The following is a 26,775-nucleotide window of genomic DNA, read 5'->3' as shown; positions in this document are numbered from 1 at the left end:
CCCCTCCGTTGCTCAGGCAATCACGATCTGCCCATCCCCAAGCCCCTGCCCCGCAATCCCCACCAACGTCACGCTATCGCGCCCGAACGTCAGCACCAGGTCATCCCCCGCCCGACTCAGGTGGTCACGCCAATCCGGCGTTGCCGTCCCGCCCTCGACGCCCATGAACACCAACCGGTCCTGCCCGGTGAAGTCCAGCACCCGGTCCTGCCCGAAGTGCCCGCTGAACAGAAAGGTGTCTCGTCCACCGCCGCCACTGAGCACATCATTCCCAGTGCCACCCACCAGCACATCGTCGCCTGCCCCACCCACCAGACGATCATCGCCGCCCAGGCCGAACAGCCACTGGCCCTGGTTGCCGGCCACCAACTGATCATTGCCTTGTCCGCCGCCGACCGACAGCGCGTAGGGATCCAGCTTGCCGCTGCTGAGCAGCCCATTGGCGGTCACTGCGTGACTGACGTCCTTGCTGAAGAACACCAGGCTGCTTTCCTTGCTCACCAGCGCCTCGACATTGCGCACCTGGCTGATCCCACCCTCGGCATCACGCACATACAGCGTGCCCTCGCCATCCCGGGCTATCGAGAAGCGCGCCAGCGCATCCCCCAGATGCAGGGTGTCATGCCCGGCGCCGCCGTCTATCAGGTTGAAACCGCCGTCGTCGCGGAAGGTGTCATTGCCTGCGCCGCCATACAGGTAGTCGTTGCCGCGCCCGCCCCGGATCAGGTCGTCCTGGGCCGAACCGACAATGAAGGTACTGCCAGAGTGCGGCTCGGCGTTGCGATTGAGGTCCTGTACCCAGGTCGAGCCACGGGTGGCGTCGGACAGGTTGCTGACCACCACGGTCGAGTCCCGGCTGGTCCAGGGGTAGAACGGCGAATCCACTACCCGACCCAGGCCATCGGCGTAGGCTGCCGGCAGGTGCGAGAGCCAGGTGGCGATATTGCCGATGGAAAACGGCAGCAGGTTCCACGCGTCGGAGGCGTAGTGGTCATTGAAATTGACGATGTTGTCAGTGGTCGAGGGCTTGGCGGCATCGTGCACGCCCAGGGTCGCCCAGGTCAGCGCCGTGCCGTCGAGCACACGGAACACAGGATCGTTCTCGTAACCGATATTGAGCACCTTGTCGGGGTCGGCAGCCTGCGTGGGCGAGGCGAAGGCAACATAGCGGGCATCCTGGTAGAAGCCGCCCCATCGCGAAGCACTGAGGTCGGCCAGGCTGTTGACCGCCAGCCCGCCAAGGCTGTGGCCGCTGACGGTGATATCGGCACCTGACAAGCCGTGGGCCCTGGCGAACGTCGCGACATCGCCCAGCAGGCGGTCGAAAGCATTGCCGGCGTAGTTGCGTGAGTAGTCGGCTGGCCCCAGCGCTGCCAGCAGGTCGTTGATGGCATCGCCGAGGGTGTCGCCAATCAGATTCTCCCGCGGGCCGCTGGTGCCACGAAAGGCGATACCGAGGCCAATAAGCTGGCCATCGCCGGCATAACGGCCGAGCACCTCGACCTGCGCCGAGGTGTAGCCCGGTGCCTCGCCATGGAAGGTGCCACGCGCATCGGTCTTGCCCTGGTAACCCAACTGTGCGGCACTGATTGGCGTCCACCCAGCCGCCTTGACCTGCGCCAGGGCCTTGGCCTCGGAGTCGGGATTCCAGGGGATGCCGGGAATCACGCCCTGGCTGTCGGTGCCGCCGATCAGAGCCTTGACCAAGGTTGCCGGCAACCCGAGGCCGAAGCCGTGCTTCTGGTAGCCAGCAGAGAAACCGTCGTCGATACCATGATAGGCATAGACCGCCAGGGCCATGGCATCCTTGTAGAGCGCGTAGGAGGCAGCACCGTCGAGCTGACGGTAATCGAACAAAGGCATGATCCGACTTCCTTGTTGTGATTGGAGTGAAGGCCCACAAGCGACATCGTCCATTGACACATCTGGCAGGCGAACGACAACGCTGGCACGGTACCGGCCGGTCATCCAAGCCCGATGTCGGGGCATTCATGCCAAACCTGCGGACATATTTCCTGGCAACAACCTGTACATGCATACAGATAAATCTTGCCTGCACGCGCTGTCTTGCGCATCCTAGTCGCCATCAACCTCGATGAAGCGTTCACGGCCATGCGCCTTTTTCTCTGTGAAAAGCCCTCTCAGGCAAAAGACATCGCCAAGGTACTGGGTGCCAACCGCAAGGCCGACGGCTGCTGGCAAGGCACCGATGTCTGCGTCACCTGGTGCATCGGCCACCTGCTCGAAACCGCACCGCCCGACAGTTATGACGCACGCTACAAACGCTGGTCGCTCGATGATCTGCCGATCATTCCGGAAAAATGGAAAATGCTGGTCAAACCCAAGACCGCCAGCCAGTTCAAGGCGGTCAAGCGTCTGCTCAGCGAAGCCCGGGAGCTGGTGATCGCCACCGATGCCGACCGTGAAGGCGAGATGATCGCCCGCGAACTGGTCGAGCATTGCCGCTACCGCGGGCCGATCCAGCGGCTGTGGCTCTCCGCGCTCGATGACGCCTCGATCCGCAAGGCGCTGGCCCGCCTGCTCCCCGGTAGCGAAACCTTCAGCCTCTATCACTCGGCCCTTGGTCGCTCGCGGGCCGACTGGTTGATCGGCATGAACATGAGCCGCCTGTTCACCCTGCTTGGTCGCCAGTCCGGTTATCAAGGCGTGCTGCCGGTAGGAAGGGTACAGACACCGACACTGCGCCTGGTGGTCGACCGCGACCGCAGCATCGCCGACTTCGTACCAGTTCCCTACTGGGCGATCGAGGTGCAGCTAGCGCATTCGGACCAGGTCTTCAACGCCCAATGGCGTGCACCACAAGACACCTGCGACGATCAGGGCCGTTGCCTGAACCAGGCAATCGCCCAGCAGGCCGCCACCCAGATGCAGGGCGCAGGTAGCGCACAAGTGCTCAAGGTACAGACCGAGCGTGTGCGCGAGGCCGCACCCTTGCCTTTTGACCTCGGCACCTTGCAGGAACTGTGCTCGAAGAAGTTCGGCCTCGGCGCCCAGGAAACCCTCGACATCGCCCAGGCGCTCTACGAAACCCACAAGCTGATCACCTACCCGCGCAGCGACTGTGGTTACCTGCCGCTCAGCCAGCACGCCGAGGCGCCCGCCGTTCTCGCCGCCCTGCAACGCGCCGACACGAGCCTCGCCCCCTTGCAGGCGCATCTGGAGCCACACCGCCGCTCCCGTGCCTGGAACGACGCCAAGGTCAGCGCCCACCACGGCATCATCCCCACCGCCGCCGCCAGCGATCCTGCGCGCCTGCCACCCAAGTACAAAGCGGTCTATACCCTGATCCGGGCGCGATACCTGGCGCAGTTCCTGCCCAATCACGAGTACGACCGCACCCAGGCCGAACTGGACTGTGCCGGGCACGCCCTGCGTGCAGTGGGCAAGCAGATCGTCGAACCCGGCTGGCGCCGCGCCCTGCCCGAGGCACTGACCCCAACCAAGGGACGCGAAGCGCCACCCGCGCAAGTCCTGCCGCAACTGCGCGAAGGCGACGACTGCAGGGTCCAGGACCTGCAATTGAAAGACCTGTGGACCCAGCCACCGAAGCCTTTCACCGAGGGCGACCTGATCAAGGCGATGAAGAACGTCGCCAAACTGGTCGACGACCCGCAGCTCAAGCAGAAGCTCAAGGAAACCACCGGCATCGGTACCGAAGCGACCCGGGCCAGCATCATCCAGGGCCTGCTCGACCGCGGCTACCTGGTCAAGCACGGCAAGGCACTGTCCGCCACCCCCGCGGCCTTCAGCCTGATCGACGCCGTGCCACGGGCCATCGCCGACCCCGGCACCACTGCGATCTGGGAACAGGCACTGGACATGGTTCAAAGTGGCGAAATGAGCCTGGAAGAGTTCGTCACCCGGCAGTCGGCCTGGATGGGCAAGCTGGTGCAACGCTGCGCGGGAATGCGCCTGACCATCAGCGGCCCGCCCCTCGCTGCCGGTGGCAAAGGTGCACCCTGGAAGAAAAAACGCCGCAGCAGCGGCAAGGGCAAAACCGCCGGCAGCAAAGCCGCACCTCGTGCAAGCAAATCTCCAAGACGGCCTGCGGGGAAGTCCAGCTGACGATCACATCCTGGGGTGTGTCGCCGCCTCGCCAACGCTCGTCTTGTACAGCATACAAACCCTGAACCCGCTCCGCGCAGGCCCCCATGCAAGCATTACTGCAAGAAATCCTCGATCAGGTCCGCCCGCTGCTCAGCCAGGGCCAGGTCGCCCAGTACATCCCCGCCCTCGCCCAGGTCGACCCGCAACAACTCGGCATCGCCGTACAGAGCCTGGACGGCCAGCTGCATTGCGCCGGGGATGCCTATACGCCCTTCTCGATCCAGAGCATCTCCAAGGTCTTCAGCCTGGTCCAGGCGATCAACCACAGTGGCGAGGATATCTGGTCGCGCCTGGGCTACGAGCCCTCCGGGCAGGCGTTCAACTCGCTGGTACAGCTGGAAGTGGAGAAAGGTCGCCCACGCAATCCTTTCATCAATGCCGGCGCGCTGGTGATCTGCGACATCAACCAGTCGCGCTATGCCACCCCGCCCTTGTCGATGCGCGACTTCGTCCGCCGCCTGGCAGCCAACCCACGCATCGTCAGCGACCCGGTCGTGGCCGACTCCGAATACCAGCATCGCGCCCGCAACGCCGCCATGGCCTACCTGATGCAAGCGTTCGGCAACTTCCACAACGATGTCGACGCCGTGCTGCGCAGCTACTTCCATCATTGTGCGCTATCGATGAATTGCGTCGATGTCGCCCGTGGCTTTGCCTTCCTGGCCAACAGCGGCTACTGCCCGCACAGCGGCGAGCACGTGCTCAGCCCGCGCCAGGCGCAACAGGTGAATGCGATCATGGCCACCAGCGGGCTGTACGACGAGGCGGGTAACTTCGCCTATCGCGTGGGCCTGCCGGGCAAAAGCGGAGTGGGCGGCGGCATTGTCGCGGTAGTGCCGGGGCGCTACAGCATCTGCGTGTGGTCGCCTGCACTGAACGCCTCGGGTAACTCACTGGCGGGGCTGCGGGCACTGGAGCTGCTCAGCGAGCGGATCACCGGCTCGGTGTTTTCCGCGGTGCTGTAGGCCTGACGCTTCAATCGCAGCGCACCTTGAAAAACAAACCCCACCAGGGCGGTCCCTGGTGGGGTTTGTTTTACTACAACTACCCGTAGCCGGGCTGACCCGATGTCAGAAGAAGTTGTAGGTGTAGCTCACGATCAGGCGGTTTTCGTCCTGGTCACGCTGGCCCGATACGTCGGTGCGCAGCGCAGCGTTACGCCACTGCAGGCCCAGGCCCTTGAAGGTACCTTCCTGAACGACGTAGGCCAGGCTGAAGTCACGCTCCCACTCCGAACGGTCCGAGCCCGCCGAGTTGACGTTGGTGCCCTTCAGGTAGATGGCGTTGGCGGTCAGGCCGGGTACGCCGAGAGCGGCGAAGTCGTAGGCGTACTGCGCCAGCCAGGTGCGCTCGCCGGCACGCAGGAACTTGCCGATCTGCACGTCGGTGATCAGGTAGGCACTTGCACCGTCGCCCTGGTTCAGGAATGGGAAGTCGCTGGTGCCGTTGACACGCTGGTAACCGGCGCTCAGCGCGTGGCTGCCCAGCGAGTAGGTGAACTTGGCGCTCCAGGTGCGGTTGTCCACTTCACCGTTGTTCTGATAGCCCGATGCGCGATAGCCAGCCAGGCGGCCTTCGGTGCTGGCGTTCTTGCCATCGGAATCGCTGTAGAAGTAACGCAGGTCGGACTTCAGTGCACCAACCGGCAGCGCCAGGTTGTGGGTCAGACCCAGGAAGTGCTGTTTGTAGAAGTCGTCCAGGTTGCCGTAGTAGTACTGCAGCAGCAGGTCCTTGCTCAGCTTGTAGTCGGCACCGGCGTAGTAGAAGGCGTTGCTGCGACGGTTGGAGGTGGCGGTGGCCGGGTTGCCGTTGGAGCCGGCAATGGTCAGCGATTCCATGTTGGTGCTGTTACGGCCCTTGGCATGCTCGAGCTTGCCGCCGATCAGGGTCAGGTTGTCGATCTCGTTGGAGGTGATCTGGCCACCTTCAAACGTTTGCGGCAACAGACGACCGTCGTTGTAGGTGACTACTGGCAGCTTGGGCTGCAGTACACCGAGCTTGGCTTCGGTCTTGGAGATCTTGACCTTGCCGGTTACGCCCAGGCTGCTGAAGTCGTCAACGGCGCGGCCATCGGAATCGGTCGGGAACACAGTACCGCCCTTGGCGGTGCTGGTCGGGTTGTAGTGGGTACCCTTGCCCGAATCCAGACGGAAACCGGTCAGGCCGATGGCGTCTACACCAAAGCCAACGGTGCCCTGGGTGTAGCCGGATGTGAAGTTGAAGATGAAGCCTTGGCCCCACTCTTCCTGCTTCGACGGGTTGGCAGTGCCATTGCGGTTGTCGGAATTGATGTAGAAGTTGCGCGCAGTGACCGAAGCCTTGCTGTCTTCCACGAAACCTGCCGCCTGCGCCCCCAGCGACAGGCTGGCCAGTGCAACGGCCACTGGCAGTGTGCATTTGTACATGTGTGCTCCTTTCTAGCTTTTCTTATAGGCCTCTCGCTGAACGCGAGGGCCGAGTTTCGATACGTTTGAACGTCACGCGTTATTACTTTAACAACAATCGGAAAAGATTTTTATTCGATTGTGCTATAGGGACCGAATGCTAGCAAAAAACCACTATCGGCAGGGAGAAAGGTTTCAGTTCCATGACCTCAGGCAGGGCTTTTACAGATACGCTTGGACGCTACAGCACACCGCTGTTTCGGCTGCTCAGCAAAAAGGATGATGACATGCTGCGAATATTGGGTAAGGCGAGTTCCATCAACGTGCGCAAGGTGCTGTGGACCTGCGCCGAAATCGACCTTCCATTCCACCGCGAAGACTGGGGTTCAGGTTTCCAGCCCACCCAAACCGCTGAATTCCTGGCCCTGAACCCCAATGCCATGGTCCCGGTAATCCAGGACGGCGACCTTACGCTGTGGGAGTCCAATACCATCATTCGCTATCTCGCCAACCGCTATGGGCAAGCGGCAGGGATTTACCCGGCCGACGCCGTGGCCAGGGCGCGTGTCGATCAATGGATCGACTGGCAGGCCAGCGATCTCAATCGCTCCTGGAGCTACGCCTTCATGGCGCTGGTCAGGCAGTCAGCTGCGCATCGGGATGAACAGGCGCTCAATGCCAGCATCAGCGAATGGTCGCGACATATGCAGATCCTCGACGAACAGTTGGCAAAGACTGGCGCCTATGTTGCCGGCAAGGCGTTCTCCCTGGCAGACATTCCGATCGGGTTGTCGGTAAACCGCTGGTTCGAGACACCGTTCGAGCACCCGCACCTGCCTGCAGTGGCTGACTACTACGCGCGCCTGAGCGAGCGGGAAGGCTATCGACTGCACGGCAGAAACGGAACGCCCTGAGCGAGCAATAAAATTATTTTGCATATTAGAATATGCAAAAAATGAATTTCCATCATTTACAGCTGGCCGTTAGATTCTAAGAAGAAGCCCGGCCAGCTCGTTTTCTTCTAAACCGCTCAACGCCAGGCAACCTTGTCCCAGCAAAGGAACCCAGCAATGAGCGTCGAAATCCTCGGCATGATCACCGCCTCGCCCGGCTCGGAGGTCGACCAGCCCACGGGAGATGCGGTCGATCCGGACTACGTGCGTCGCTTCGCCCAAGCCCATGAAGCGGCCGGTTTCGACCGCATCCTGGTCGGCTATTTCTCCAACGGGCCGGAAGGCGCAGTGGTCAGTTCGTTCGCCGTCGCTGCCACCGAACGCCTGGGCATCCTGCTGGCCTACCGCCCAGGGGTGATCAGCCCGCCCCTGGCAGCGCGGCAACTGGCGACCCTCGATCAATTCAGCAAGGGCCGCCTGGCGCTGAACGTGGTCAGCGGTGGCAATGACCAGGACCTGCAACGCGATGGCGATTTTCTCGACCACGATCACCGCTATGCGCGCACCGGCGAATACCTCGATGCCCTGAAGGCAATCTGGACCGCCGAACAACCGGTGGACTTCTCCGGCGACTTCTATCGTTTCAACGCTGCCTCGCCCGCCGTACGAACCGTGCAGCGTCCGCATATCCCGATCTACTTCAGTGGTTCATCGGATGCCGCGGTGCGGGTCGCAGCGCAACATGCCGACACCTACATGCTCTGGGGCGAACCCCTGGCCGCCGTCGCCGAGCATATCGCCAAGGTCCGCCAGGCCGCCGCTGTGCAACAGCGCGCCCCGCGCTTCTCGGTGTCGTTCCGCCCCATCGTCGCCGATACCGAGGAGGCCGCCTGGCAGCGCGCCGCCGAGATCCTCGAGCAGGTCCGCGATGCACGCCAGAAACTCGGTTTGCCGCTGCACGACCACCAGCCCGAGAACGTCGGGTCGCAGCGTCTGCTGGCCGCCGCGCAACAGGGCGAAGTGCTGGATCAACGCCTGTGGATGGGCGTTGCCCGTCTGACTGGGGCGCGCTGGAACTCCACCGCGCTGGTCGGCACCCCCGAGCAGGTCGCCCAGGCGTTGGGCGAGTACTACAAGCTCGGCGTGTCGACTTTCCTGATCCGCGGCTTCGACCCATTGAACGACACCATCGAATACGGCAAGACCCTGATCCCCGCCATCCATCACCAGATCGAACGCCTGGATACACGCCAGGCCAGCTGAGGAAACCCCATGAAACTGTCACACCTGATCCGAGTCACCCTCGCCGGCCTGTTCCTTGGTACCCCGCTGCCGCAGGCCATCGCCGCCGAGCAGGTCACCCTGCGCATCGGCGACCAGAACTACTACAACGTGCGCGCATCGCTGGAAGCCTCCGGGGCACTCAAGGATGCACCCTACAAGGTCGAGTTCAAGCACTTCCAGTCGGCCGCACCGGTGGCCGAAGGGCTGGAGGCCGGTGGCCTGGACATCGGCTTTCTCGGCGACTCGGGCTTTCTGTTCCTGGCTGCCAAAGGGGCGCCCGTCAAGCTGATCGGCGTCTCACGGCAGAACCTCGACACCATCGCCCTGCTGGTGCCCAAGGACTCCCCCGCCAAGACCATTGCCGACCTCAAGGGCAAGAAGGTCGCCTACTGGCCCGGCGCCTGGAGCCAGCAGTTGACCTTGCGCGCACTGGACAAGGCCGGCCTGCCGCATGACTACGTCGAGTTCGTCAAACTGATGCCTATCGATGCCGCCGCCGCGCTGCCGCAGGGCAGCATCGATGCCTTCCCGGTATGGGAACCCTACATCTCGCAACAGATCGTGTTCTCCGGCGCGCGCAAGCTGGTCACCGCCCAGGGCCTGATGCCTGGCTTGAGCAGCATCGCTGCGCGCAACGATTCGATCGATAGCAAGCACGCCGCCATCGAAGACTTCCTGGGCCGCCTGCAAAAAGCCCGGGCCTGGGTCGGTGAGCACAAGGAAGCTTATGCCGACCTCTGGGCCAAGAAAGCCAACCTCGACCAAAGTGTCTCGCGTCACTGGATTGGTCAGGCCGACATGAGCGTGGGCCCGGTCGATGCGCAGGCGGCGAAGGACTACCAGGATACTGCCGACTTCCTTGTGCAGACCGGCACGCTGCCCAAGCCCCTGGACACCCGCGCGATCATCGACACGTCGTTCGACGGCGCGTTCAGCCAGTAAGCTGCCGGGCGCACGAAGGATCAAGCCGCCAGCCGCACCGCATTGCGCCCGCCAGCCTTGGCCAGGTACAAGGCGGCGTCGGCCTTGGCGATCAGCCGTGCCGGGGTGTCATCCTCCCCCGGCACACCGCACCAGAGCCCGACGCTGAAGCACAGCTCGATCTCCAGCCCGGCGAAGCGCGCCGGGTTCCTCGCCATGGCTTCGCGCAGACCGTTCAACGCCGCCAGGGCGCCTTCGCCCTCAGTTCGCGGCAACAACAGCAGGAATTCCTCGCCGCCGTAGCGCCCCAGGCTGTCGCCTTCGCGCAGCCGCTGCTGCAACTGGCGCACGCAGTGGCAAAGAACCTCGTCCCCCGCCAGATGGCCGTGCACATCGTTGATACGCTTGAAATGGTCAATATCGATCATCGCCACAGCCAAGCTGTACTGCGCCGCGCGCGCCTGCTGCAGCTCGAACTCGAAGCGTTCGAGGATGGCGCGCCGATTGCCCGTGCCGGTCAGCACATCGTGTCCGGCCAGGTGCTGCAAGCGCGATTCGCTGCGCTCCTTGGCCATCAACACCAGGCCAATGGAATACATCATCACCGTGGCCGTGCCGATCGCCACGGACACCGTCTGCTTGAGGTTGCTGGTGTCGTAGCGCATCTCCTGCGCCGTGCCCGCCAGCACGGCAACCACCCGCATGCCCAGCCCCACCAGGCTGATGCCGGCACCGATCACCAGCAGCAGGTGTGCCCTGCCCTTGTGCAGGGCCCGTTGACGGGCCCAGTAGAGAATCAACACGCATTGCAACATCAGCACCAGGGCCGCCAGCAGCATGCGCGGCTCCACCGTCTCGAGCAGCGAGATCAAGCCCAGCAGCATCAACAGCGGAATGGCGAAGATCGGCCGCCACGGCACGGGGCGCTCGCGCACCCGGAACAGGCTCGCCGAATAGAACGCCAACGCCAATGACAGCAGGCTGTTGGCCAAGACATAGCTCACCCACAGAGGCGCATGGCCGAACAACGTGTAACAGACATAGGCCAAGGCATGGGCCAACAGTCCACAGCCGGTCAGCAGCAGGTTGTCGCCTCGATTGAACTGCCCGACCAGCAACAGACAGAAAGCCAGGATCGTCGCCACCAGCGCGACCGCAGCGAACAGCGTAGGAGTATGGGCGATCATCATGATTCACCGTGTGGCAGATGGCCGTCTTGATCGCGGCCTGCCTGACAGTCTAGGAGCCGTGCAGGCCCGCGACCATGACCCAACGGGACAGAACAGCAGCCCGCAGACACGCCGCCTATCCCTGGCGCGGTAATATTTTGTGCCACTTTGAAACCAAATGAATCCTCACCGGTCTCAGCAGTTGTCCCGTAAACCGTTGCGGATCAAGGATTTCCATCGCCATGCCACGCCTTGCCAGTTTTTCGCTGATCGCCGCTGTCGTGCTGCTCGCCGGTTGCCACAGCCATCGTCACCATGATGACGATGGCTGGCGTGACGGCGACCGCGATCGTCACCGTCATCATCACCGCGATGATCGCGATGACGACGATCGCCGCTACCGTGACCGTTATTACCGCTGAAGCGTCTCTCCAATCCCTGTCCGCCGCACGCCTGCGGCATCCAATCCTGATGATTCCTTCGAGGTTCATGAAATCATGCGTCTGACTCTGCCTTCCCTCGCCCTGGGCCTGCTGCTGTGCCAGGGAGCGTTCGCCGGTGACGGCACCGCAGCCATTGGTGGCGGCCTGGGTGGCGCCTTGGGCAACGTCGTCGGCAAGCAGATCGGCGGCAGCACGGGCGCCGCCATCGGCGCAGGCCTGGGTGGCGCAGCCGGCAGCGCCGTTGGCGCACGCAAGGGCAACCGCACCGAAGCGGCCATCGGCGGTGGCCTGGGTTCAGCCGGCGGCTCGCTGGTGGGTGCCAAACTTGGCGGCAGCAATGGCTCGACCATCGGCGCAGGCCTTGGCGGCGCGGCCGGTGGTGCGATCGGCAACCACCTGGGCGACAAGAACAAGAAGCACCGTCGCCACTGATTGACGCACTCCTGCAGGAGCAACTGCCCTGCAGGAGCAACTGTCTTGTTCAAAATCTAAAGGCCAGCCCTATCTACTGGCTGCAAAGTATCCTGTGGGAGCGGCGGTTCGGCGCCCCGACTTGTCCCGCGAACACGGGCATAGCCCGTGCCAGGCAGCGCGGTGTCTTTTTCGCGGGTAAACCCGCTCCCACAGGGACCCGCGCTGCTTTTTTAGGAGCAACTGTCTTGCTCAAAATCTAAAGGCCAGCCCGCTCCCACAGGGATTGGGCTGGCCTCTACTCAGCCGTCTTTCAGCCCAGGCGGTGCCACTCGCGCTTGTCCCGGCTCAGCAATTCATTGCCGGCCTCGGGCCCATCCTCCCCCGCCTCGTACTCGTGCACTTCGCCACCACTGGCCCAGGCGTCGAGGAAAGGCTGTACCGCACGCCAACCATTCTCGATATTGTCGGCCCGCTGGAACAACGTCTGGTCTCCGGTCAGGCAGTCGTAGATCAAGGTTTCGTAACCGGTCGCCGGGGTCATCTTGAAGAAGTCCTTGTAGGCAAAACCCAGCTCGACGTTCTCCATCACCAGTTCAGGCCCGGGGCGTTTGGCCTGTAGATCGAACCACATGCCTTCATTGGGCTGAATCTGAATCTTCAGGTAGTTGGGCTTGGGCCGCTCCAGCTCCGACTCGCGAAACTGCGCGTAAGGTGCAGGCTTGAAGCAGATGGCGATTTCGGTGTCGCGCACGCTCATGCGCTTGCCGGTGCGCAGATAGAACGGCACGCCCGCCCAGCGCCAGTTGTCGATCATTACCTTCAGCGCGACGTAGGTTTCGGTGCTGCTGTGCGTGTCGACATTTTGCTCCTGGCGATAACCGGCCAGCCGCTTGCGGCCCTGCTTGCCCGCCACGTACTGCCCCCGCACCGAGTTCTTCAGCGCCATTTTCTGCGACCATGGGCGGATGGCACCGATCACCTTGGCTTTCTCGCCCCTCACAGCGTCAGCGCCGAAGGCCGCCGGTGGCTCCATGGCGACCATCGCCAGCAATTGGAACAGGTGGTTGGGCACCATGTCACGCAAGGCACCGGTATTGTCGTAGAACGCGCCACGCGTCTCGACCCCGACGGTCTCGGCGGCGGTGATCTGCACGTGATCGATGTAGTGGTTGTTCCAGAACGATTCGAACAGGCCATTGGAGAAGCGGCTGACCAGAATGTTCTGCACCGTTTCCTTGCCCAGGTAATGGTCGATGCGATAGATCTGCCGCTCGCTCATCACCTTGAGCAGGCAAGCGTTGAGCGCCTCGGCGCTGGCAAGATCGGTACCGAATGGCTTTTCCACCACCACCCGGCGAAAGCCGCCCGCAGACTCGTCGAGCAGGCCGGCCTCGCCCAGGCGCTGGGCCACCTCAGGAAAGAAACGCGGCGAAGTGGCCAGGTAGAAGATGGCATTGCCGTGACGGGTCTTGGCGATGCGCTTGCCGATCTCGGCATAGGTCGCAGGGTCCAGGAAGTCGCCGGTCTGGTAGTCCAGGCGCTTGGCCAGGCGCGACCACAGCCCTTCGTCCAGACACTTGCCTGCGCCCTCGCCGCCCTTGTCGCGCTCGATCATGAAGTCGTGCAGGCGCTCGGCGAACTGCTCGGCGCTGGCCTGGTTATGATCGACCCCGACAATCCGCAGGTTGCGGTCCAGCAAACCGTCACGGCTGAGGTTGTACAGCGCCGGCATCAGCAGACGCTTGACCAGGTCGCCATTGGCGCCGAACAGTAACAACGTGCAAGGCGGCGCAGCAGGAATCGTCTGTTTGCTCATGAACCCTTCTTCTCGACATGGCCACCGAAGCCCAGGCGCATGGCAGACAGCACCTTGTCGCCGAAGGTGCCTTGCTGCTGGCGTGAACGGAAACGGGCAAACAACGCGCTGGACAACACCGGCACCGGTACCGCCTGCTCGACTGCCGCATCGATGGTCCAGCGCCCTTCACCGCTGTCGGACACCGAACCGCTGAACTGGGCCAGCTGCGGATCGGCGACCAGCGCATCGGCGGTGAGGTCGAGCAGCCACGAAGTGACCACACTGCCGCGCCGCCAGACTTCGGCGATCTCCGCCACGTTCAGATCGAAACGCTGGTCCTCGGGCAACTCGGTGCCGCCCTTGCTGCGCAGCAGGTCGAAACCTTCGGCATAAGCCTGCATCAAGCCGTACTCGATACCGTTGTGCACCATCTTCACATAGTGCCCGGCACCGGGCGGGCCGGCGTGAATGTAGCCATGCTCGGCACGCCCATGCTCACCCGTGCGGCCCTGGGTGCGCGCAATGTCACCCACGCCCGGCGCCAGCGCCTTGAACAGCGGCTCCAGCCGTTCGAACACGTCCTTTTCGCCGCCGATCATCATGCAATAGCCCCGCTCCAGGCCCCAGACACCACCGGATGTGCCTACGTCCAGATAATGCAGGCCACGCGTTGACAGATGGGCGGCGCGGCGCATGTCATCCTTGTAGAAGGTGTTGCCGCCATCGATGATCGCATCGCCTGGCTCGAGCAGCTCGGCGAGCTGGGTGATGGTCTGCTCGGTAGGCTCGCCCGCCGGCAGCATGACCCACACCGCCCGTGGCGCCTTGAGTTTCTGTACCAGCGCGCCGAGGTCATGGGCGCCCAGGGCGCCCTCGCTGCTCAGAGCGCTGACGGCATCACGGTTGCGATCGTGTACCACGGTCTGGTGGCCTGCGCGCATCAGCCGTCTTGCGATATTGCCGCCCATGCGGCCCAGCCCGACGATTCCCAGTTGCATGTGCCGATGCTCCCCTTGCGAAAATGGATGACGAACGCGATTCAGGTGTTCAGGTTAGTCCAGCGTACCGCACGAGGGTTCACCGACGAACGGCGTGACCACCATAAACAAAAAAGTTCCCAAGGACAGGGAAAGAATTCAGAATGCGCGCCGCACGAAGCGTCTACGCTTGTTACTGTCACCAGCCAAACTGCGAGGTGTTCTCTTGGGTACCTACATGCCTGCCACTCCCCCCCAGACCCTCTATGTCACTGTGCGCCGCGACGAATTGCGCCAATTGAAGGACGAGCGCGATCAACTGCGCCAGCAGGTGGCAGAGCTGAACCTGTTGCTCGAACAGGCGCGCCTGGGCAGCAAGGCTGCCGGCCTCTGACCTTTCGCCGCGCCGCGCAGCCCCTGCGTGCGCGGCGCCCTGACGTACCCGTCTGCTGCATAGCGAAAACACCTTCAAAGGTAGACGCGTGTGCCTATATGGGCTCGATCCAAGACTACCTAGATTGAGCGACGCCGCAGGCCCATTCCGGTGCCTGCTCCGCGTAGAAGACGCCCATGAATAAAATGATCCACTGGCTCCCGCTCGCGTTGCTGGGGAGCCTCAGCCTGCACGCCCACGCTGCGCCCCAGCCGTGCCAACCACTCGACGAGAAACAAGCCGTGGCGCTATTCGAGCGCTGGAACGACAGCCTGCGCAGCGGCGATCCAGAGCAGGTGGCCAACTTGTACGAAAACGATGCAGTCCTGCTGCCGACCGTATCGAAAATCCCACGCCTGACTACCGCCGAGCGCCTCGACTACTTCAAGCATTTCCTCGCCGACCAGCCCTCCGGCAAGCTCGATACCCATCACCTGAGCCAGACCTGCAACAAAGCCACACTGACCGGGTTATATACCTTCAACTTCGCCAAGACCGGGCAACAGGTCGCTGCGCGCTACACCTTTACCTACCGCTGGGACGGCCAGCAGTGGCTGATCAACCACCATCATTCTTCGCTGCTGCCAACCACCTGATACGGCCCGCCCTCCTCGTTCAGCGGGTGCCTGATCCGCCGCAGCAACACTGCGTTGCCGCGGCTCCAGCGCGCCAACGTTTGCGCAGATCAACGGTCGCGCAAATAGTGACCAATGGGTCACCCCACCTACCTTTCGTCCCCTACACTGAGGATTCGGCCCGTGTTTTGCTCCGAAACCAGTGACGCAATCAAGTCGAACTTTCCAAAACACGGGTAGGTCAGGAAGTAAGTAGGCCGCGCAAAGGGACTTCCTCACGCGTCAGCCCGCCCACCCCACACTGTCCAGGCGCCTGTTCGGCCGGAATGCCGCTCGCGCTGTGCCTGCGCGCACGACCATGGGGCAAGGAATGCACTACGAAGATGCTGAAAGTCAAAGCGAGAACAGACACGAGATAAACGCAACGGGTGCCAGCACCCGCATGAACAAGGGACGGAGAGAAGTATGATCAGTGCCGCTGTCGAGCCTCACGCAGAATCATTCAACCTGGAAAATCGCGAGCCTGTTGCACCTGGCTTCGCCACGACAGGCAAGGCACCCGCTACCACGCGCCGCAACAATCCGCACAAGCGCAAGGTGCTGTTCGTCACCTCCGAAATCGCCGACCTGGTCAAGACAGGCGGCCTGGGCGATGTCTCCGCAGCCCTGCCCAGGGCGCTGTCACACCTGCACGATGTGCGGGTCTTGATTCCGGGTTATCCGCAGGTGGTCGACAGCGACAACCCCATTCACATCGTCGGCGAACTCGGGGGCCATGCTGCGCTTCCGCCATGCAAGATCGGGCGCATGGACCTGCCGGATGGCCTGGTCATCTACGTGCTGATCTGCCCCGAGTTGTACGAGCGCGAAGGCACCCCATACGGTGCCAACAATGGCCGTGACTGGCCCGACAACCATATCCGTTTCGCCCGCCTGGGCCTGGCCGCCGCAGAGATCGCCGCAGGCGACGCAATGGCGCACTGGCGCCCCGATCTGGTGCACGCCCATGACTGGCCAGCCGGTCTGGCACCTGCCTACATGCACTGGCGCGGCCTGAACACACCGACCTTGTTCACCATCCACAACCTCGCGTACCAGGGTGTCTACAGCCGAGGCTGCAGCCCGGAGCTGGCCATTCCCGACCATGCCATGCAGCAGGAAGGCATGGAATTCTACGGCAAGCTGTCATTCCTCAAGGCCGGGCTTGCCTACTCGAGCCACATCACCACGGTCAGTGCCACCTACGCCCGGGAGATCACCACGCCCGAGTTCGGCTGCGGCCTCGACGGTTTTCTTGCAAGCAAGGCCCAGCAAGGCCTGCTGGGCGGCATCCCCAATGGCATCGACGAGAGCTGGGATTCGGCCACCGACTCGCACCTGGTGCACAACTTCAGCATCAACGACTGGGAAGGCAAGGCACGCAATGCCGAGCAGGTCCGCGAGCTGTTCGGCCTGGAGCCGTCCGAAGGGCCCCTGTTCGCCGTGGTTTCGCGCCTGGTCTATCAGAAAGGCCTGGACCTGACGCTGAGCGTGGCCGACGATATCGTCCGCCAGGGCGGGCAAATCGCGATCATCGGCCGTGGCGAGCCGGAGGAAGAACAGGCCATGCGCGATCTGGCCCTGCGCCATCCGGGCCGCATCGGCGTGCGCATCGGCTTCAATGAAACCGATGCGCGGCGCATGTTCGCCGGCAGCGATTTTCTGCTGATGCCCTCGCGCTACGAGCCGTGCGGCTTGAGCCAGATGTACGCACAGCGTTTCGGCTCACTGCCGGTGGCGCGCAACACCGGCGGTCTGGCCGACACCATCGAAGATGGCGTCACGGGTTTCCTGTTCAACGAATCGAGCCCCGAGAGCTACCGCGAAGCCCTGAACCGCGCCTTCTACGTACACGGCAAGAAAGATCTGCTCAACGCGATGCGGTGCCTGTCGATGACTCAACCGTTCAACTGGTGCCAGGCGGTGGAACCCTACGCTCGCCTTTATGAGGAACTGGTCTGCCAGGCACATAGCCGCCACTACTGAACGAGGGCTACGAAGATGCACAGGCATGGCGCACAGCAACTGGACGCCACGTCGACGCGCTTCGCCCTCTGGGCGCCGGATGCGCGCAACGTGAGCGTGGAAATCGAGCGGCAGCCGTCTGTCGAGCTGCTGCCCGAGGAGGATGGCTGGTTTATCGGCATCGCCCCCTGCCAGGCGGGTGATCGCTACCATTTCAGGATCGACGGCCACCTGCAGGTGGCCGACCCGGCGTCGCGCTACCAGCCTGACGGCGTGCACGGCCCCAGTGAAGTCGTCGATCCCCAGCGTTACGGCTGGAAGCACCTCTGGCGAGGCCGCCCATGGCACGAGGCGGTGATCCAGGAACTGCACGTGGGCCTGCTCGGCGGCTATGCAGGCGTTTCCCAGCACCTGCCACGCCTGGCAGAACTGGGCATCACCGCCATCGAGCTGATGCCGATCAACCAGTTCCCCGGCGAGCGTAACTGGGGCTACGACGGCGCCCAGCCCTTCGCCCCACATAATGCTTACGGCAGCCCGGAGCAATTGTGCGCACTCATCGATCAGGCCCATGGCCATGGGCTGATGGTGATGCTTGATGTGGTCTACAACCACTTTGGCCCTGACGGCAATTACTTGCCGAAGTACGCCAGCGGGTTCTTCCGCGAAGACCGCCAGACGCCTTGGGGCGCCGCCATCGACTTTCGCCGCGCAGAAGTGCGCGAGTTCTTCATCCAGAACGCCCTGATGTGGCTGTGCGACTACCGCTTCGATGGGCTGCGCCTGGATGCCGTGCACGCCATCGACCAACCGGACTTCCTCATCGAACTGGCCCGCCGCGTACGCGCCGCTGTCGAGCCGGGCCGCGAAGTGTGGCTGGTGCTGGAGAACGAACACAACCAAGCGGCGCTGCTCGAGCAAGGCTTCGACGCGCAGTGGAACGATGACGGCCACAACGCCCTGCACGTGCTGCTGACGGGCGAGACCGAAGGCTACTACGCCGACTACAAGGACCGCCCGATCGAGCAACTGGCCCGGTGCCTGAGCGAAGGCTTCGTGTTTCAGGGCGAGCCCAACCGCCATGGCACACCCCGTGGCGAGCCCAGCGCTCACTTGCCACCGAGTGCCTTCGTACTGTTCTTGCAGAACCACGACCAGATCGGCAACCGCGCCTTGGGCGAGCGCCTCAGTCGCCTGTGCCCTCCCACGGCGCTGCGGGCCGCCACCGGCCTGCTGCTGTTGGCGCCAATGATCCCGCTACTGTTCATGGGGGACGAAGAAGGCAGTTGCCAGCCGTTCCTGTTCTTCACCGATTTCCACGATGAGCTGGCCGATGCCGTGCGCGAAGGTCGGCGCGGCGAGTTCGCTCACTTTGCAGCCTTCGCCGACCCCGAGAAGCGCGCGCACATACCTGACCCCAACGCCCTGCAAACCTTCGAAGCCTCACGCCCGATCAACACACAAGTCCTCGCTGGCTGGCACGGCCTCTATCACCAACTGCTGCACATCCGCCATCGCGAGATCGTCCCGCGCCTGGTGGGCAGCCGCGCACTGGGCGTCGAAGTGCTCGGCGACAAAGCCCTCAGCGCCCGCTGGCGACTGGGCGACGGCTGCGAGTTGCGCATCGATTTGAACCTTGGCGCATCTGCGCAGCCCATTACTTTGCCAGGCATGGATACACGCCTGTTCGACAGCAGTGACAACGCCCATACGGACTCCACCCTGGCCGCGTACAGCTGCGTGGTCAGCCTGCTTCCCTCTCGCCTGGAGACGCCATGAGCGAAATGCCCCTGCACCGTCTCGCCGCCCGCGCGGGCCTTGCCCGCGACTGGATAGACGCCAACGATCGTCCCCAGCAGGTATCTGACGAGGCTCTGCGCCGGGTCCTGCAAGAGCTTGGCCATCCGGCCGAGGATGACGCTGCCATCGCGCGCAGCCTGGCCGCCCTGGAGCAGCTCGACGACAGCGAGCACCTGCCGCCACTGCTCACTGCCGACCTCGGCCAGCCGCTGGCCCTGGCACGCTGGTTCAGCCCGAACAGCCAGGTACGTTGCACCCGGGAAGACGGCAGCGTGCACGCGCTGACCCTCGACCCACTGGCACAACTGCCCGGCGAACTGCCTACCGGCTACCACCGCCTGGAAATCGATGACCGAAAGCTCACCATCGCTGTCGCGCCGCCGCGTTGCCACAGCCTGCAGGACATAAGCGAGCAATCCCCGCCACGTCGCTGGGGCCTGGCCGTGCAACTCTACAGCCTGCGCCGCCCCGGCGACGGTGGCTATGGCGACTGCCTGGCCCTGGAGCAACTGGCGCGCAGTGCGGCAGAGCGAGGCGCCGATGCGCTGGCGATCAGCCCGATCCATGCGTTGTCGATGTACGACCAACAGCACTTCAGCCCCTACTCACCGTCCAGCCGCCTGTTGCTCAACACGCTCTACGCCAGCCCCTCGGTACTGCTCGGCGAGCGCGAGGTGCGCATGGCGGCCGAGGCTGCGGGCCTGACTCAGAGCCTCGAAGACCTGGAGCAGACGTCGCTGGTCGACTGGCCACGCGCGGCCGATGTGCGGCACAAGCTGCTCAAGGCGCTATATGCAGATTTCAGCCAGCGCGAACATCCCCTGCGCCCGGACTTCGACAGTTTTCGCCAGTCCGCTGGCCAAGCACTGGAGCACCATTGCCATTTCGAAGTGCTGCAGGCCGAAGCCGTGGAGCAAGGCCTGGGGGCCGACTGGCGCGCCTGGCCAGACGCCTGGCGCAGCCCCGAAGAGCCGGAAGTGCAGGCCATGGCGGCGGCCTATCCGGCGCGTGTGGAGTTTCATGCCTTCTGCCAATGGCTCACCGAGCGCAGCCTGCAACGCGCCCAGGATGCCGCGCGCAGCAACGGCATGGGCATCGGCTTGATCGCTGACCTGGCGGTGGGTGCCGACGGTGCCGGCAGCCAGGCCTGGAGCCGCCAGGACGAACTGCTGGCCGAACTCAAGGTCGGCGCGCCGCCCGACATCCTCAACCGCTCCGGCCAGGACTGGGGCATCTGCGCCTTCTCGCCCGAGGGCCTCAAGCGCAACGGCTACCGAGCCTTCATCGAAATGTTGCGGGCCAACCTCGCCCACGCCGGCGGCCTGCGCATCGATCATGTTATGGGGCTGCGACGCCTGTGGCTGATCCCGCGCGGTGCCAAGCCGAGCGAAGGTGCGTACCTGAACTACCCCGTCGAAGACCTGCTGCGCCTGCTGGCACTCGAGTCGGCACGCCATCAGGCCGTGATCCTCGGCGAAGACCTCGGCACCGTACCGTCCGGGCTGCGTGAGCAACTGGCGGACAAGGGCGTGCTGGGCATGCGCGTGCTGCCGTTCGAGCAGACCTCGCCCGGCCACTTCAAGCCGATCCTCGACTGGCCCGATACCGCCCTGGCCACCACCGGCACCCACGACCTCGCCCCGCTGGCCGGGTGGCTGCGAGCACGGGACATCGACTGGAACCACCGCCTGCAACTGATCGACGCCGCCACCGAACTGCATTGGCGGCATGAGCGCGAGCAGGAGATTCACGGCCTGCGCCGCAGCCTGGAAGCGAACTATGGCCCTTTGAAGGATAACGACGCCTTGATCGACACCGCCATCCGTTATGTCGGCCACACCCGCGCACCGCTCGTGCTGGTCCCGCTCGAAGACCTGCTCGGCAGCGACGAACAACCCAACCTGCCCGGCACCACCGACGGCCACCCCAACTGGCGCCGACGCTTCGCCCTGCCGGTTGCCGAACTGCTCGACGACGAAGATGCCGCACGCCGCCTGGAACTGCTGGCGCAGGCGCGCGAACAAGCCTGGGAGCGCGACCGATGAAACCCTTGACCGCCACCCAGCGCCTGCAATTTCACAGCGACTTCACCCTCGACGATGCCGTGCCACTAGTGCCCTACTTCGCCCAATTGGGCATCAGCCACCTGTACGCGTCGCCCATACTCAAGGCCCGCGCCGGCTCTCGGCACGGCTACGACGTGGTCGATCCGACTCAGGTCAATCCCGAGCTGGGCGGCGAAGCGGCGCTGCAGCGGCTGGTGGCCGCGCTGCGCCAGCACGGCATGGGGCTGATCCTCGACACCGTGTCCAACCACATGGCCGTGGGCGGTGCCGACAACCCCTGGTGGCAGAGCCTGCTGGCCTGGGGACGGCGCAGCCCCTACGCCGAATTCTTCGATATCCAGTGGCACTCCAGCGACCCGCTGCTGGCCGGTCAGTTGCTGCTGCCGTTCCTGGGCAATGACTATGGTATTGCCCTGCAGAATGGCGAGATTCCGCTGACCTTCGACGCTGAGCACGGGTTGCTGCAGATCGAGCACTACGAGCACCGTTTCCCGATCTGTCCGCTGGATTACGGACGGATTCTCAACTACAGCGATGATCCTTCGTTGCAGGCGCTGGCCACACGTTTCAGCGCCCTGAGCGACTGCACCGACCCACTTTCCGAGGCCCTGCCATTACAGGCGGAACTGGCCCGCCTGGTACGCACCGGCGCCCACCTGGAGCAGGCCCTGGCCGCCTTCGACAGCCGCAGCGAGCCTGGTTTCAAGCGCCTGCATCTGCTGCTCGAACGCCAGACCTACCGCCTGGCCAGTTGGCGCACCGCCGCCGACGACATCAACTGGCGGCGCTTTTTCGATATCAACGAGCTGGGCGGCCTGCGCGTGGAACGGGCCACGGTGTTCGAAGCGACCCACGCCAAGCTGTTCGAGCTGATCGCTCGCGGCCTGGTCGATGGCCTGCGCATCGACCATATCGACGGCCTGGCCGACCCTCGGCGCTACTGCCGCAACCTGCGCCGCCGTGTCGATCACTTGCTGGCCCTGCGTCCGCCAGAAGCGGCACTCGAACATTTCCCGATCTACGTGGAAAAGATCCTCGGTACCGACGAGCACCTGCACCAGGATTGGCTCACCGACGGCACCACCGGCTACGAGTTCATGAACCAGGTCTCGCTGCTGCAACACGATCCGGCCGGCGAAGCGCCGTTGACCGAGCTCTGGCACAACGTCAGCGAGCGCCCCGCGTTCGACGAGGAAGTGCGCGTCGCAAGACGCCTGGTGCTCAATGCCAGCTTGGCCGGTGACTGCGAGTCGGTGGCCCAGGCGCTGTTGCAGGTGGCCCGCGACGACCTGATGACCCGCGACCTCACCCTCGGCGCAATCCGCCGTGCCCTGCAGGCGCTGGTCGAGCACTATTCGGTGTACCGCACCTACATCAATGCCTGTGGCCGCCCTGAGCAGGATGAGGCGTTCTTCCAGCGCGCCCTGGAAGGCGCCCGGCAGTCGCTCAGCGAAGCCGACTGGCCGTTGCTCGACCACCTCGAGCGCTGGCTCGGCGGACAGCCCTGGCGCCAGTTGCCTGTCGGGCGCGCGCGCAAGCACCTGCGCCACGCGTGCGTACGCTTCCAGCAACTGACCGCACCCAGCGCCGCCAAGGCGGTCGAGGACACGGCGTTCTACCGCAGCGCACGCCTGCTCTCGCGCAACGACGTGGGCTTCGAGGCCGAGCGTTTCAGCGCCACACCTGCGCAGTTCCACAACGAAGCGCAGCGCCGCCTGCGCGACTTCCCGGATAACCTGCTGGCCACTGCCACCCACGACCACAAGCGCGGCGAAGACTGTCGCGCGCGCCTGGCGGTGCTCAGTGAACACAGCCAGTGGCTCGCCAGCCGCGTCGAGCACTGGCGCGAACTGGCCGAGCCGCTGCGTGAAACCCTCGAAGACGGCCTGGCACCGAGCCCCGGCGACGAGTTGCTGCTGTTCCAGACCCTGCTCGCCAGTTGGCCCCTGGCGCTAGGCCGTGATGACCCGCAGGGCCTGGAGCACTTTGCCGAACGTGTGCGCCAGTGGCAGCAGAAAGCCCTGCGCGAAGCCAAGCTGCGCAGCAGCTGGGCCGCCCCCAACGAGCGCTACGAACAGGCCTGCGCCCGCTACCTCGATGGCCTCCTGCTCGACAGCGAAAACCAGCAACTGCGTCACTCGCTCGCCGACGCCGTGGCCCGCATTGCCTGCCCGGGCGCCCTCAACGGCCTGGTCCAGTGCCTGCTGCGCATGACCACACCCGGTGTGCCCGACCTGTACCAGGGCAACGAATACTGGGACTTGAGCCTGGTCGACCCGGACAACCGCCGCCCAGTGGACTACCCGGCAAGACGTGCCAGCCTGGACAACAGCCTGCCCGAGGCCGAACTGCTCGAACACTGGCGCGACGGGCGCATCAAGCAGGCCTTGATCGCCCGCGTGCTGGACCTGCGCCGAGCGCATCCCGAGCTGTTCCTGCGCGGTGCCTACCTGCCGCTCAACGCCCAGGGTCGACACGCTGACAAGGTGCTGGCCTTTGCCCGCCTCGGTGAGGGCGAGCGTGCCATCGTCATCGCGCCACGGCTGGCCAGCACCTTGCTGGGCGCAGCCCCGATACCCCTTATCCCGGCACAGAACTGGGACGATACCCGGCTTGTTTTGCCGTTTGCCTTGTCGCCTGCCACTTGCAAGGGACTTTTCGCACACACCGCTGTCAGCCCTTCTAGGGAGCTGATGCTGAGCGATGTGCTGTCGGATTTTCCGCTCAACCTGTTGATTGAACATGCATGAACTTCAGGAGCGTCGAAATGAGTGTCGATGAAAAACGTATCCGCGAATTCGCCTACCAGATCTGGGAGTCGGAGGGTAAACCGGTAGGCGAGGAAGAGCGCCACTGGGAGATGGCTCGCAAGCTGGCCGAAGCCGAAGCCCTGGCGCCCAAGGCTGCACCACGCAAGAAGGCCGCAGCCAAGCCCAAGGCACCTGCCGAACCCAAGGCTGCCGCGCTGCCGGCGGGCAAGCCTGTGACCGAGAAGAAACCACGGGCGCCGCGCAAGCCCGCCGCCGGCTGATACCCGCCTGCGGTTCAACCCAAGACCTGTGGAGCAGCTGCCTTGTTCAAAAGCCAAAGGCCAGCCCCTCCCTTTGAGAACAGCTGTCCTGTAAAAAATCCAAAGGCAAGCCTGTCCCTGTGGGAGCGGGCTTGCCCGCGAACACGGGCGTAGCCCGTGCCAGGCAGCGCGGTGTCTTTTTTCGCGGGCAAGTCGCAGCGGCGAACCGCCGCTCCCACAGCCGAATTCAATTCAATTCACCTGGCCAGACGAGGACTGTCATGACCCCACGCACCCCGAAGAAAACCCGTTCCGTCGCGCCAACCCGGATTCGCGAGGGCCTGCCCTTCCCGCTCGGTGCAACCTGGGACGGGCTGGGCGTGAATTTCGCGCTGTTCTCCGCCAACGCTACCAAGGTCGAACTGTGCATCTTCGACGCGACCGGCGAAAACGAGCTCGAGCGCATCGAGCTGCCCGAATACACCGACGAGATCTATCACGGTTACCTGCCCGATGCGCATCCGGGGCTGGTCTATGGCTATCGCGTGCACGGCCCCTACGAGCCGCAGAACGGTCACCGTTTCAATGCCAACAAGCTGCTGATCGACCCCTACGCCAAGCAACTGGTGGGCGAGCTGAAATGGTCCGAGGCGCTGTTCGGCTACACCCTGGGCCACCCCGATGACGACCTGTCGTTCGATGAACGCGACAGCGCCCCCTTCGTGCCCAAGTGCAAGGTGGTCGACCCGGCCTTTACCTGGGGTCGCGACCAGCGGGTGCAGATTCCCTGGGAGCAGACCGTCATCTACGAAGCCCACGCCCGTGGCATCAGCATGCGCCACCCGGCTGTCCCCGAGCATCTGCGCGGCACCTTCGCTGGGCTTGCCAACGACGAGCTGCTGGGGCACATCAAGGATCTGGGCGTTTCCAGCATCGAGCTGCTGCCCATCCACGCTTTCGTCAACGATCAGCACCTGCTGGACAAGGGCCTGAACAACTATTGGGGCTACAACACCCTGGCCTTCTTCGCCCCCCATCCCAAATACCTGGCCAGTGGCAAGATCGCCGAGTTCAAGGAGATGGTCGCGCACGTCCACGAGAAGGGTCTGGAAGTGATCCTCGATGTGGTCTACAACCACACCGCCGAGGGCAACGAGCGTGGCCCGACCCTGTCGATGCGCGGCATCGACAACGCCTCTTACTACCGCCTGATGCCCGACGACAAGCGCTTCTACATCAACGATTCGGGCACCGGCAACACCCTCGACCTGAGCCACCCGTGTGTGCTGCAACTGGTCACCGACTCACTGCGCTATTGGGCGGGCGAGATGCATGTGGACGGCTTCCGCTTCGACCTGGCGACCATCCTGGGCCGCTACCACGACGGTTACAGCGAGCGTCACAGCTTTCTCGTCGCCTGCCGCCAGGACCCGCTGCTGCGCAGCGTCAAGCTGATCGCCGAGCCCTGGGACTGCGGCCCCGGCGGCTACCAGGTGGGCAACTTCGCCCCCGGCTGGGCGGAATGGAACGACCGGTTCCGCGATACGGCACGGGCATTCTGGAAAGGTGACGAAGGCCAACTCGCCGATTTCGCTGCCCGCCTGACAGGCTCAGGCGACATGTTCAACAATCGCGGCCGACGCCCCTACGCCTCGGTCAACTTCATCACCGCCCATGACGGCTTCACCCTGCGCGACCTGGTCTCGTACAACGAGAAGCACAACGAGGACAACGACGAGAACAACCAGGACGGTACCAGCAACAACCTATCCTGGAACTGCGGCGTCGAAGGCCCGACCGACGACCCCGAGATCAAGGCCCTGCGCCTGCGCCAGATGCGCAATTTCTTCGCCACCCTGCTGCTGTCGCAGGGTACGCCGATGATCGTCGCCGGTGACGAGTTCAGCCGCACCCAGCATGGCAACAACAACGCCTACTGCCAGGACAGCGAGATCGGCTGGGTCAACTGGGACCTGGACGACGAAGGCCAGGCGCTGCTGAAGTTCGTCAAACGCCTTACCCAGCTCAGGTTGCAATACCCGGTGCTGCGCCGCTCGAGCTTCCTGGTCGGCGACTACAACGAGGCGATCGGGGTCAAGGACGTCACCTGGCTCGCCCCTGACGGCAACGAAATGAGCGTCGAGCAGTGGGAAGACCCCCACGGCCGTTGCCTGGGCATGCTCATCGACGGCCGTGCGCAGGTCAGCGGCATCGCCCGGCCAGGAGCGGAAGCAACAGTGTTGCTGATCGTCAATGCGCATCACGACGTGGTGCCGTTCAAGCTGCCGAGCGTACCGGAGGGCGAGCATTGGAGTTGCCTGATCGATACCGATCGGCCGCAGTTGCGCAAGGCGCAGCACCTGGCGTTCGACAGCCTGTTCGAGGTGCAGGGCCGCTCGATGCTTTTGATGGTGCTGCAACGCGACGAGGAATGATCAGCCGGCGACACCCGCCCTCGCCCGCGTGGCAATTGCCG

20 protein-coding genes are annotated in these 26,775 nt (G+C 64.0%); 15 read left to right on the top strand and 5 right to left on the bottom strand.

Going from position 1 to position 26,775, the window contains the following annotated elements; all coding sequences use genetic code 11:
• Positions 1-12 precede the first annotated feature (12 nt).
• Positions 13-1,863, bottom strand: a complete 1,851-nt coding sequence (locus F6X62_RS06450; RefSeq protein WP_153773008.1) for a polyurethanase — start codon at positions 1,861-1,863, stop codon at positions 13-15.
• Positions 1,864-2,112: 249 nt separating this feature from the next.
• Here F6X62_RS06450 and F6X62_RS06445 point away from each other — a divergent pair, with 249 nt between their 5' ends.
• Together F6X62_RS06445 and glsB are read left to right on the top strand one after the other, a co-directional pair.
• On the top strand, positions 2,113-4,086 hold the full coding sequence (locus tag F6X62_RS06445; RefSeq protein WP_153773094.1) for a DNA topoisomerase III: 1,974 nt from the start codon (positions 2,113-2,115) through the stop codon (positions 4,084-4,086).
• An 86-nt stretch (positions 4,087-4,172) separates the two neighbouring features.
• A complete protein-coding gene (gene glsB, locus F6X62_RS06440; RefSeq protein ID WP_153773007.1) occupies positions 4,173-5,093 on the top strand; it encodes a glutaminase B in 921 nt (306 codons plus the stop codon).
• 105 nt (positions 5,094-5,198) lie between these two features.
• Here the strand turns inward: glsB and F6X62_RS06435 are convergent, their stop codons facing one another.
• Positions 5,199-6,533 (bottom strand): OprD family porin, encoded by a 1,335-nt coding sequence (locus tag F6X62_RS06435; protein ID WP_153773006.1) that lies wholly within the window; start codon positions 6,531-6,533, stop codon positions 5,199-5,201.
• Positions 6,534-6,799: 266 nt separating this feature from the next.
• Between F6X62_RS06435 and F6X62_RS06430 the strand changes: the two genes are divergently transcribed.
• The 3 genes from F6X62_RS06430 (at position 6,800) to F6X62_RS06420 (ending at position 9,631) form a co-directional block, all read left to right on the top strand.
• Entirely contained in the window at positions 6,800-7,426 is a 627-nt protein-coding gene (locus F6X62_RS06430) for a glutathione S-transferase family protein (RefSeq protein ID WP_153773093.1), read from the top strand.
• A gap of 177 nt (positions 7,427-7,603) precedes the next feature.
• On the top strand, positions 7,604-8,668 hold the full coding sequence (locus F6X62_RS06425) for an LLM class flavin-dependent oxidoreductase (protein ID WP_153773092.1): 1,065 nt from the start codon (positions 7,604-7,606) through the stop codon (positions 8,666-8,668).
• 9 nt (positions 8,669-8,677) lie between these two features.
• Entirely contained in the window at positions 8,678-9,631 is a 954-nt protein-coding gene (locus F6X62_RS06420; RefSeq protein WP_153773005.1) for an ABC transporter substrate-binding protein, read from the top strand.
• Between the two features lie 20 nt (positions 9,632-9,651).
• On the opposite strand, the gene F6X62_RS06415 is transcribed toward F6X62_RS06420, so the two are convergent.
• A complete protein-coding gene (locus tag F6X62_RS06415; RefSeq protein WP_054892349.1) occupies positions 9,652-10,797 on the bottom strand; it encodes a GGDEF domain-containing protein in 1,146 nt (381 codons plus the stop codon).
• A 224-nt stretch (positions 10,798-11,021) separates the two neighbouring features.
• Here F6X62_RS06415 and F6X62_RS06410 point away from each other — a divergent pair, with 224 nt between their 5' ends.
• Both F6X62_RS06410 and F6X62_RS06405 read left to right on the top strand, forming a co-directional pair.
• A complete protein-coding gene (locus F6X62_RS06410) occupies positions 11,022-11,201 on the top strand; it encodes a hypothetical protein (RefSeq protein ID WP_054892350.1) in 180 nt (59 codons plus the stop codon).
• Between the two features lie 75 nt (positions 11,202-11,276).
• Positions 11,277-11,654 carry a glycine zipper domain-containing protein gene (locus F6X62_RS06405; RefSeq protein WP_054892351.1) on the top strand — a complete coding sequence of 126 codons (378 nt, stop codon included), beginning with the start codon at positions 11,277-11,279 and terminating at the stop codon, positions 11,652-11,654.
• Positions 11,655-11,946: 292 nt separating this feature from the next.
• On the opposite strand, the gene zwf is transcribed toward F6X62_RS06405, so the two are convergent.
• Together zwf and gnd are read right to left on the bottom strand one after the other, a co-directional pair.
• Positions 11,947-13,452 (bottom strand): glucose-6-phosphate dehydrogenase, encoded by a 1,506-nt coding sequence (gene zwf / locus F6X62_RS06400; RefSeq protein WP_153773004.1) that lies wholly within the window; start codon positions 13,450-13,452, stop codon positions 11,947-11,949.
• Positions 13,449-14,477, bottom strand: coding sequence for a phosphogluconate dehydrogenase (NAD(+)-dependent, decarboxylating) (gnd, locus tag F6X62_RS06395; RefSeq protein ID WP_256673967.1), 1,029 nt, complete (start codon positions 14,475-14,477; stop codon positions 13,449-13,451). The genes zwf and gnd overlap by 4 nt, the downstream gene beginning before the upstream one ends.
• A 160-nt stretch (positions 14,478-14,637) precedes the next feature.
• Between gnd and F6X62_RS25180 the strand changes: the two genes are divergently transcribed.
• The 8 genes from F6X62_RS25180 to glgX all read left to right on the top strand — a co-directional run bounded on the left by F6X62_RS25180 (position 14,638) and on the right by glgX (position 26,734).
• Positions 14,638-14,805, top strand: a complete 168-nt coding sequence (locus tag F6X62_RS25180; RefSeq protein WP_226938273.1) for a DUF6026 family protein — start codon at positions 14,638-14,640, stop codon at positions 14,803-14,805.
• Positions 14,806-14,981: 176 nt separating this feature from the next.
• Positions 14,982-15,440, top strand: coding sequence for an SgcJ/EcaC family oxidoreductase (locus F6X62_RS06390; protein WP_153773002.1), 459 nt, complete (start codon positions 14,982-14,984; stop codon positions 15,438-15,440).
• Between the two features lie 444 nt (positions 15,441-15,884).
• Positions 15,885-17,444 (top strand): glycogen synthase GlgA, encoded by a 1,560-nt coding sequence (gene glgA, locus F6X62_RS06385; RefSeq protein WP_153773001.1) that lies wholly within the window; start codon positions 15,885-15,887, stop codon positions 17,442-17,444.
• A 15-nt stretch (positions 17,445-17,459) separates the two neighbouring features.
• Positions 17,460-19,202, top strand: coding sequence for a malto-oligosyltrehalose trehalohydrolase (gene treZ / locus F6X62_RS06380; protein ID WP_153773000.1), 1,743 nt, complete (start codon positions 17,460-17,462; stop codon positions 19,200-19,202).
• A complete protein-coding gene (gene malQ, locus F6X62_RS06375) occupies positions 19,199-21,268 on the top strand; it encodes a 4-alpha-glucanotransferase (RefSeq protein WP_153772999.1) in 2,070 nt (689 codons plus the stop codon). Before treZ ends, malQ begins: the two co-directional genes overlap by 4 nt.
• Entirely contained in the window at positions 21,265-24,039 is a 2,775-nt protein-coding gene (locus F6X62_RS06370; RefSeq protein ID WP_153772998.1) for a malto-oligosyltrehalose synthase, read from the top strand. The genes malQ and F6X62_RS06370 overlap by 4 nt, the downstream gene beginning before the upstream one ends.
• A 17-nt stretch (positions 24,040-24,056) precedes the next feature.
• Positions 24,057-24,320, top strand: coding sequence for a DUF2934 domain-containing protein (locus F6X62_RS06365; protein ID WP_151924021.1), 264 nt, complete (start codon positions 24,057-24,059; stop codon positions 24,318-24,320).
• Between the two features lie 260 nt (positions 24,321-24,580).
• Positions 24,581-26,734 carry a glycogen debranching protein GlgX gene (gene glgX, locus F6X62_RS06360; protein WP_153772997.1) on the top strand — a complete coding sequence of 718 codons (2,154 nt, stop codon included), beginning with the start codon at positions 24,581-24,583 and terminating at the stop codon, positions 26,732-26,734.
• Positions 26,735-26,775 lie beyond the last annotated feature (41 nt).

The organism is Pseudomonas sp. MNR3A (genome assembly GCF_009650575.1).
In the GTDB taxonomy this organism is placed as follows: domain Bacteria; phylum Pseudomonadota; class Gammaproteobacteria; order Pseudomonadales; family Pseudomonadaceae; genus Aquipseudomonas; species Aquipseudomonas machongensis.
Note: the sequence above shows the minus strand (reverse complement) of the source record. Positions and strands in the feature narration are given on the sequence as shown.

Excerpts from the sequence above, each read along its gene's own strand:
- glgX (WP_153772997.1), top strand. The coding sequence starts at position 24,581 with ATGACCCCACGCACCCCGAAGAAAACCCGTTCCGTCGCGCCAACCCGG.
- F6X62_RS06405 (WP_054892351.1), top strand. The coding sequence starts at position 11,277 with ATGCGTCTGACTCTGCCTTCCCTCGCCCTGGGCCTGCTGCTGTGCCAG.
- F6X62_RS06450 (WP_153773008.1), bottom strand. The coding sequence starts at position 1,863 with ATGCCTTTGTTCGATTACCGTCAGCTCGACGGTGCTGCCTCCTACGCG.
- F6X62_RS06370 (WP_153772998.1), top strand. The coding sequence starts at position 21,265 with ATGAAACCCTTGACCGCCACCCAGCGCCTGCAATTTCACAGCGACTTC.
- glsB (WP_153773007.1), top strand. The coding sequence starts at position 4,173 with ATGCAAGCATTACTGCAAGAAATCCTCGATCAGGTCCGCCCGCTGCTC.
- malQ (WP_153772999.1), top strand. The coding sequence starts at position 19,199 with ATGAGCGAAATGCCCCTGCACCGTCTCGCCGCCCGCGCGGGCCTTGCC.
- F6X62_RS06445 (WP_153773094.1), top strand. The coding sequence starts at position 2,113 with ATGCGCCTTTTTCTCTGTGAAAAGCCCTCTCAGGCAAAAGACATCGCC.
- zwf (WP_153773004.1), bottom strand. The coding sequence starts at position 13,452 with ATGAGCAAACAGACGATTCCTGCTGCGCCGCCTTGCACGTTGTTACTG.
- F6X62_RS06415 (WP_054892349.1), bottom strand. The coding sequence starts at position 10,797 with ATGATCGCCCATACTCCTACGCTGTTCGCTGCGGTCGCGCTGGTGGCG.
- F6X62_RS06420 (WP_153773005.1), top strand. The coding sequence starts at position 8,678 with ATGAAACTGTCACACCTGATCCGAGTCACCCTCGCCGGCCTGTTCCTT.
- treZ (WP_153773000.1), top strand. The coding sequence starts at position 17,460 with ATGCACAGGCATGGCGCACAGCAACTGGACGCCACGTCGACGCGCTTC.
- F6X62_RS06430 (WP_153773093.1), top strand. The coding sequence starts at position 6,800 with ATGCTGCGAATATTGGGTAAGGCGAGTTCCATCAACGTGCGCAAGGTG.
- F6X62_RS06425 (WP_153773092.1), top strand. The coding sequence starts at position 7,604 with ATGATCACCGCCTCGCCCGGCTCGGAGGTCGACCAGCCCACGGGAGAT.
- F6X62_RS06365 (WP_151924021.1), top strand. The coding sequence starts at position 24,057 with ATGAGTGTCGATGAAAAACGTATCCGCGAATTCGCCTACCAGATCTGG.
- F6X62_RS06390 (WP_153773002.1), top strand. The coding sequence starts at position 14,982 with ATGAATAAAATGATCCACTGGCTCCCGCTCGCGTTGCTGGGGAGCCTC.
- glgA (WP_153773001.1), top strand. The coding sequence starts at position 15,885 with ATGATCAGTGCCGCTGTCGAGCCTCACGCAGAATCATTCAACCTGGAA.
- F6X62_RS06435 (WP_153773006.1), bottom strand. The coding sequence starts at position 6,533 with ATGTACAAATGCACACTGCCAGTGGCCGTTGCACTGGCCAGCCTGTCG.
- F6X62_RS06410 (WP_054892350.1), top strand. The coding sequence starts at position 11,022 with ATGCCACGCCTTGCCAGTTTTTCGCTGATCGCCGCTGTCGTGCTGCTC.